The 6,248-nt window shown below is 69.7% G+C and carries 6 protein-coding genes; 1 reads left to right on the top strand and 5 read right to left on the bottom strand.

Annotated elements, in window-relative coordinates:
- The 5 genes from ACJ73U_RS11500 to ACJ73U_RS11480 form a co-directional block, all read right to left on the bottom strand.
- On the bottom strand, positions 1-818 hold an 818-nt coding region (locus ACJ73U_RS11500; RefSeq protein ID WP_407777558.1), incomplete at its 3' end, for a helix-turn-helix domain-containing protein.
- A 92-nt stretch (positions 819-910) separates the two neighbouring features.
- Positions 911-2,809 carry an ABC transporter ATP-binding protein gene (locus ACJ73U_RS11495; RefSeq protein ID WP_407777557.1) on the bottom strand — a complete coding sequence of 633 codons (1,899 nt, stop codon included), beginning with the start codon at positions 2,807-2,809 and terminating at the stop codon, positions 911-913.
- Positions 2,810-2,904: 95 nt separating this feature from the next.
- Entirely contained in the window at positions 2,905-3,312 is a 408-nt protein-coding gene (locus ACJ73U_RS11490; RefSeq protein WP_407777556.1) for a ribonuclease domain-containing protein, read from the bottom strand.
- Between the two features lie 193 nt (positions 3,313-3,505).
- Positions 3,506-5,026, bottom strand: a complete 1,521-nt coding sequence (gene glpK / locus ACJ73U_RS11485; RefSeq protein ID WP_407777555.1) for a glycerol kinase GlpK — start codon at positions 5,024-5,026, stop codon at positions 3,506-3,508.
- A gap of 11 nt (positions 5,027-5,037) precedes the next feature.
- Positions 5,038-5,802 (bottom strand): IclR family transcriptional regulator, encoded by a 765-nt coding sequence (locus ACJ73U_RS11480; protein ID WP_407777554.1) that lies wholly within the window; start codon positions 5,800-5,802, stop codon positions 5,038-5,040.
- A 234-nt stretch (positions 5,803-6,036) separates the two neighbouring features.
- On the opposite strand from ACJ73U_RS11480, the gene ACJ73U_RS11475 reads away from it, so the two are divergent.
- Positions 6,037-6,248 (top strand): aquaporin (locus ACJ73U_RS11475; RefSeq protein WP_407777553.1); only part of this gene is annotated, 212 nt, incomplete at its 3' end.

The following is a 6,248-nucleotide window of genomic DNA, read 5'->3' as shown; positions in this document are numbered from 1 at the left end:
TCCCGGGATTGTCCCTTATCAAGGGCGACGTCAGCGAGCATGGGCACTATGTCCAGGTAATCGTGAACGTAGTCGGGGTCTTCGAGGATCAGGCCACCAAATCGGAGGATGTCCACGGACACGATCGGCCGATGTTCTGGGAACTCCATCATCTGGAAGGCGCCGCCGAATACCGATCGCTCGGCGGCCGCGGACGGCACGATGCGTATCGAGGCGTTGCTCAGTGCGGCGGTGAGAACCAGCTGTAGCAGCTGCTCCTGCATGATCTCGTCGGTGCCGATCCGGCGCCGCAGGGCATCCTCGTGGAGGTAGAAAGTGAACTGGGCGGGATTTGGCACGGACAAAACCCGCCGCCGCTCGACGCGGGTGCGGATCGTCGCCTTCAGTCGTTCCGCTGTGATGCTCGGGTTGAGGGCGGTGATGAGGGCGCGGGCGTAGGCGGGAGTTTGCAGGAGTCCGGGAACTACCAGCGGTTCGTAGACGGTCACGTGTGTTGCCGCGGCCTCGTGGAAGATCAGTGATTGGAGTGATCCGGTGATCTTGTTGTCCGAGAGGTAATAGCCTTGTTTGCGTTCGGCCACCCTCGTGAACTCCAGGAGTGGTGGTAGGTCTGGCATCTTCGCCCCGCACATGACGGCGTACTGGATCACGTCGGTGGTGGTCGAGGGGCGGCGGCCGTTCTCCATGCGGGAGACCGTGGTCAGGGACCAGCCCAAGCGGTGTGCCAGCTCCGTCGAGGTGAGGCCGGCCCGTGTCCGTACCTGGCGCAGCATGGCGCCCAGTTCCCGATACGCGGCCGACGTGTAACGATTGCCCATGGCGGCCACGCTAGGTCCGCGGCCGCGCGAAACACAGGCGCGGCGCGCCAGGTCCACTCCATCGATAACCGCTTTCACCAGCGGAAAGGGGCTCAGCTGTAGGCGGCGGCCTGCAACGAGTACAGCTCGGCGTAGAGGCCGTCGCGGGTCATCAGTTCGTCGTGGGTGCCGTCCTCGGTGATGCGGCCGCGCTCCAGCACGATGATCCGGTCCGCGTGCCGCACGTTGGACAGGCGGTGGGTGACGAGGATCGTCGTGCGGTCGCCGTCGGAGTCGCGGCTCGCCGCCTGGAGTGCCTCGAACACCTTGGCTTCCGCCTTGGCGTCCAGTGCGGCCGTGGGCTCGTCGGCCACCAGCACCGGCGCCTGCCGGTACGCGCCCCGCGACACCGACAGCCGCTGCCACTGGCCGCCGGAGAGGTCCTTGCCCTCCTCGTAGGTGCGGGACAGGATCGTGTCCTCCTTGCGTGGCAACGACTCGATGACCTCGTCCGCGCCGGAGGTGGCGGCGTGCGGGACCCAGAGGGTGCCGTCCCGGCTGTCGCGGTCGAGTCGCCCGATGCGGATGTTGTCCGCCGCGGTCACCGGCCACCGCAACGGTTCCTGGGTGATGACGGAGACCTGCGCGTGCACGGTGCGCGGGTCGGCGGTGGCGATGTCGATGCCGTCCCACAGCACCGTGCCCGTCGTCGGGCGGTAGAGGCCGGTGATCAGCTTGCCCAGCGTCGACTTGCCGGAGCCGTTCTCGCCGACCAGCGCGACGACCTCGCCGCGCCGCACCTTCAGCGAGATCCCGTGGAGGGCGGGGGTGTCCTGGCCGGGGTAGGTGTAGGAGACGTCGCGGAGCTCGATGGTGGTGGGGTTGGGTGGTGCCTCGGTGACCGGCGCCGGGCCGCTCCGCTCGCGGGTGTCGACGAGGAGCTTGCGGAAGAGGTCGATGTGGAAGCTGTACTCGTACAGCTGGTTGACCTGGTACATCGTCTGCCGCAGCGCGGTGGAGCCGGTGCGCATCGCCACCACCGCGGCGCCGGCGAGGGCGAGCGGCATGGCCTCGACGTACAGCAGCCACCCGAGCACGACGTACGCCAGCGCGGTCCCGACCCCGGCCACGGCTCGGCCGATGAGCTGGATCCAGGTCTGCCGCCGCTCCACCCGCACCGCCTCGGCCGCGAGGATCCGCGCCACCCGGCGGTACTCCGCGAGCAGCACCGGCTGGGTGGTGAACGCCCGGACCTCCAGCGCCGCCTCGCGGGTGGTGATCAGGTCGCCGATCACCCACTCCTGCCGCTGCCGGGTGATCATGTGGAGGAACGAGGCGTAGTTGAGCTTGGCGGCCCGCATCGCGGCCCAGGCGTCCACGACCGCGGCGACCAGCAGTGCCGGCAGCAGCCACCCGCTGAACACCGCGACCGTCACCAGGGCCGCGACCAGCGACACCACGGACGACAGCAGGTCCGCGACGCTGCGGATGGAGCTGCGGATGGCGCGGCTGCCGTGCTCACCGCCCTGGCGAACCAACTCCTGGAAGTCGGCGTCGTCGAACGCGGCGGCCTCGACCCCGAGGACCGCCGTGTACATCTGGTCGCGAGCGGCCAGCTCGACCTGCGGCGTGAGCATGCCCTGCACCATCGCGACCGCGGCATCGAGCCCGGCACGCAGCGAGTAGGCCACCAGCACCAGGACGATCGCCGGCAGGGCGGCCAGGACCCGTTCCGGTGTGGGGCCGCGCTCGAGCAGCTCGGTGAGGAGGTTGGCGGTGGCCAGCAGCCCGAAGGCCGTCACACAGCCCGAGAGCAGGTGCAGCACGCCGGCCACCACCGTGAGGGACCGAGAGCCCTGCCACGCGAGGCGGATCACCGTCGCCACAGCCGCCGGCACCGACCGAACCGTCTGCCACCAACTGGCCTCAGCCACCGCCCTGTCCGACGCCGCCCACTTGGGAGCGGCGATCCCGTCGACCCCGATCAACGGCCGCACCTTCTCGTCATCCATGACACGAATATGACGGAGAACCATGGATTGGCAACGGATGGGTCGGCGCGCGGAGGCCCGCGCCAGTTGGCGCTGACGCGGGCCGGGGAACGCGGTCAGAGGCGGTAGAAGTTGGTGTAGTGGTCGGGGGAGAAGTAGGTCACGCCGGCGGTGAGGTCGACGACGATGCGGTAGGCGTCGCGGGAGGCGCCGCAGGTGCGGGGGTAGACGTCGAACTCCCGGTAGGAGTGGCCGTTCGGGAGTTCGGCTTCGAGGTTGTTGTAGGTGCCACCGGCGAAGTTGCACTGGCCGTTCGGCCAGCTGTACCAGCCGCGGCTGCCGGGGTAGTTCTTGGACTCCCAGGTCGTGTCGGCCGAGCGGGCGGCTGAGCAGCGGGAGATGGTGCACGAGCTGTGGACGCTCGCGTCGGCGGCCGGGGTGACGATGGTCGACACGCCGACCAGGGACGCGAAGGCGGCCAGGGTGACGGCGAGGCGCTTCGTCCAGCGTTGCGGGGTACGCACGGAGAACCTCCTTGGCAGGGGACAAGGTCACCGGACATGGTGACGTTCCTGTCCTACCAAGAAAGCAAGCGCCGGGTGAACCCCGGAACAACGGTGGTTGATTCATCGCTACGCGGCGTCCGGCTCGCGGGGACGCCCCCCGCTCGCGACTCCCCGCGTGTCCCGTTTCGAGCCCGTCGGGGAATCGCGGGGGTCAGAGGCGGGCGGCGTGGCGGGGTTTGGCCCAGCCGAACGTCAGCTCCACCGCGCGCTTCCAGTTCCCGTACTCCTCCTCGCGGTGGCCGGCGTCCATCTGCGGGGTCCAGCGGGCCGCCAGGTGCCAGTTGCGGCGCAGGCCCTCCAGGTCGGGCCAGTAGCCGACCGCCAGGCCGGCCGCGTAGGCCGCGCCCAGCGACACCGTCTCGGCGACCATCGGGCGCATCACCGGGATGTCCAGCACATCCGCGATGAACTGCATCAGCAGGTGGTCGGCCGTCATGCCGCCGTCCGCCTTCAGTACCGCGGTCCGTGTGCCCAGGTCGGCGTTCATCGCGTCGACGACCTCGCGGGTCTGCCAGCCGGTGGCCTCCAGGACCGCGCGGGCCAGGTGCCCCTTGGTGATGTACGAGGTCAGTCCCACGATGAGGCCGCGTGCCTCGCTGTGCCAGTGCGGCGCGAACAAACCCGAGAACGCCGGCACGATGTAGCAACCGCCGTTGTCCTTGACCGTCCTGGCCAGTGTCTCGATCTCCGCGGCGCTGTGGATGAGGCCCAGGTTGTCGCGGAACCACTGCACCAGCGAGCCGGTGACGGCGATCGACCCCTCCAGCGCGTAGGTCACCGGCTCGCCGCCGAGCTGGTAGCCGATCGTCGTCAGCAGGCCGTGTGACGAGCGGATGAGCTTCGTGCCGGTGTTCATCAGCAGGAAGCTGCCCGTGCCGTACGTGCACTTCGTCTCGCCCTCGGCGAAGCACGTCTGCCCGAACAGCGCGGCGTGCTGGTCACCCAGGGCCGCCGTGAGGCGGAGGCCCGGCACGACACGGGTGGTGCGGCCGTGGATCTCCGTGGTGGGGCGGATCTGCGGCAGCATGGCGCCGGGGATGTCGAAGAAGGACAGCAGCGCGGGATCCCACTGCTGGGTGGTGATGTTCATCAGCATGGTCCGCGACGCGTTGGTCACGTCCGTGACGTGCAGGCCGCCGTTGACCCCGCCGGTGAGGTTCCAGATCAGCCAGGTGTCCATGGTGCCGAACAGCACGTCGCCGCGTTCGGCGCGCTCCCGCAGGCCGGGCGTGTGGTCCAGCATCCAGCGCAGGCTCGGCGCGGAGAAGTACGTGGCCAGCGGCAGCCCACACCGGGCCTGCACGTCGTCGGCGTCGGGCCGGTCGCGCAGGTCCCCGACCAGCTCCTCGGTCCGGATGTCCTCCCACACGATGGCCCGGCCGACGGGTGCGCCGGTGTGCCGGTCCCACACCACGCACGTCTCGCGCTGGTTGGTGATACCCAGCGCGACGACCTGGTCCGCGCCGATCCCCGCGTCCCGCAACGCCTGCGGCATGATCCGGTCCACGTTGCGCCAGATCTCCACCGCGTCCTGCTCGACCCAGCCCGGACGCGGGTAGTGCTGCCGGTGCTCGCGTTGCGCGACCGACACGAGCCGGGCGTTGCTGTCGAAGACGATGCATCGGGTCGAGGTGGTGCCCTGGTCGATCGCCATCACAAAACGCTGCGCCATTGTCGAGTTCCTCAGTTCGCGGGGCCGAGTTCGCGGGACACCGCGTCCGCGGCGCGGCACACCTGGTCCACCAGGGTCGCCTTCGGCCGGTTGGCGGCCTGGCAGATCCGGTCGACGGCCCCCGAGATCCCGATCGCCCCGACGACGAGACCGCCGGGGATGCGGATCGGCGCGGCCAGGCTGGCCTCGCCCGGCATGTACTCCTCGGCCTCGCTCGCCCACCCGGACGCCCGCACCTCCGCGAGCCCCCGCTCCAGCGCGGCCGGCTTGACGATGGTGCGCCGGGTCAGCGAGGTCAGCTCGTCGCGCCGGACGGTTGCGAACAGGCCGGCGTCGTAGGCGAGCAGGACCTTGCCCAGCGCGGTCGCGTGCAGGGGCAGCATGGCGCCGATGCCCAGCGTCTGCATCGTGTCGTCCGGGCGGAACACGTGGTGCACGACCAGGACCGCGCCGTCGAGGTGCATGCCGATCCGCACCTCGTGGCCGCTGCGGGCGGCCAGGGTGTCCGCCCAGTTGATGGACCGGGACCGCAGCTCGTTCGCGTCCAGGTAGCTCGTGCCGAGGTGGAGCAGCGCGGCGCCGAGGCGGTACTGGCCGGTAGACTGGTCCTGCTCGACGAACTCGACCCGCTGCAGCGTGCGCAGGATGCCGTGCGCGGTGCCCTTCGGCAGGCCGAGCGCAGCCGCGATCTCGGCCAGCCCGTGATGGCCGGAGCCGCGTGCGAGCAGGCGCAACATCGCCGCAGCACGCTCGATCGACTGGATCGGACCGGGCACATCAGGCAACCTATACAAACAGGACGCCGTCGGCAATGTCGAACGGTGCGCGGGTCGCGCGTCGCGGTGATTCGGCCTGTCCAGGCGGGGGAGTGATCGTACCGTCACACGGCGCGGGCTGGTCGCGTTCGACAATGTCGACCTCTCGGCGTTGCTGGCTGGTCGGACCCCTCCCTAGCGTCGCCCTTGTTCGTGTCGGTGTGACACGGCCGTTCAACGACGAATGGAGGCGACGTGTCTCTCGGAGAGGTGTTCGTCAGTGAGACGCTGGGCACCGGCACGCTGATCCTGCTGGGTGCCGGGGTCGTGGCCAACGTGCTGCTGGCCAAATCCAAGGGCAAGGACGGCGGGTTCCTGCTCATCAACTTCGGCTGGGGCTTCGCGGTCATGGCCGGCGTGCTCGCGTCCTTCAAGTCAGGCGCGTACCTGAACCCTGCGGTCGTGAT

This window comes from Actinophytocola sp. (assembly GCF_045807065.1).
Lineage (GTDB): Bacteria > Actinomycetota > Actinomycetes > Mycobacteriales > Pseudonocardiaceae > Actinophytocola.
Note: the sequence above shows the minus strand (reverse complement) of the source record. Positions and strands in the feature narration are given on the sequence as shown.

Excerpts from the sequence above, each read along its gene's own strand:
- glpK (WP_407777555.1), bottom strand. The coding sequence starts at position 5,026 with ATGGCGCAGCGTTTTGTGATGGCGATCGACCAGGGCACCACCTCGACC.
- ACJ73U_RS11495 (WP_407777557.1), bottom strand. The coding sequence starts at position 2,809 with ATGGATGACGAGAAGGTGCGGCCGTTGATCGGGGTCGACGGGATCGCC.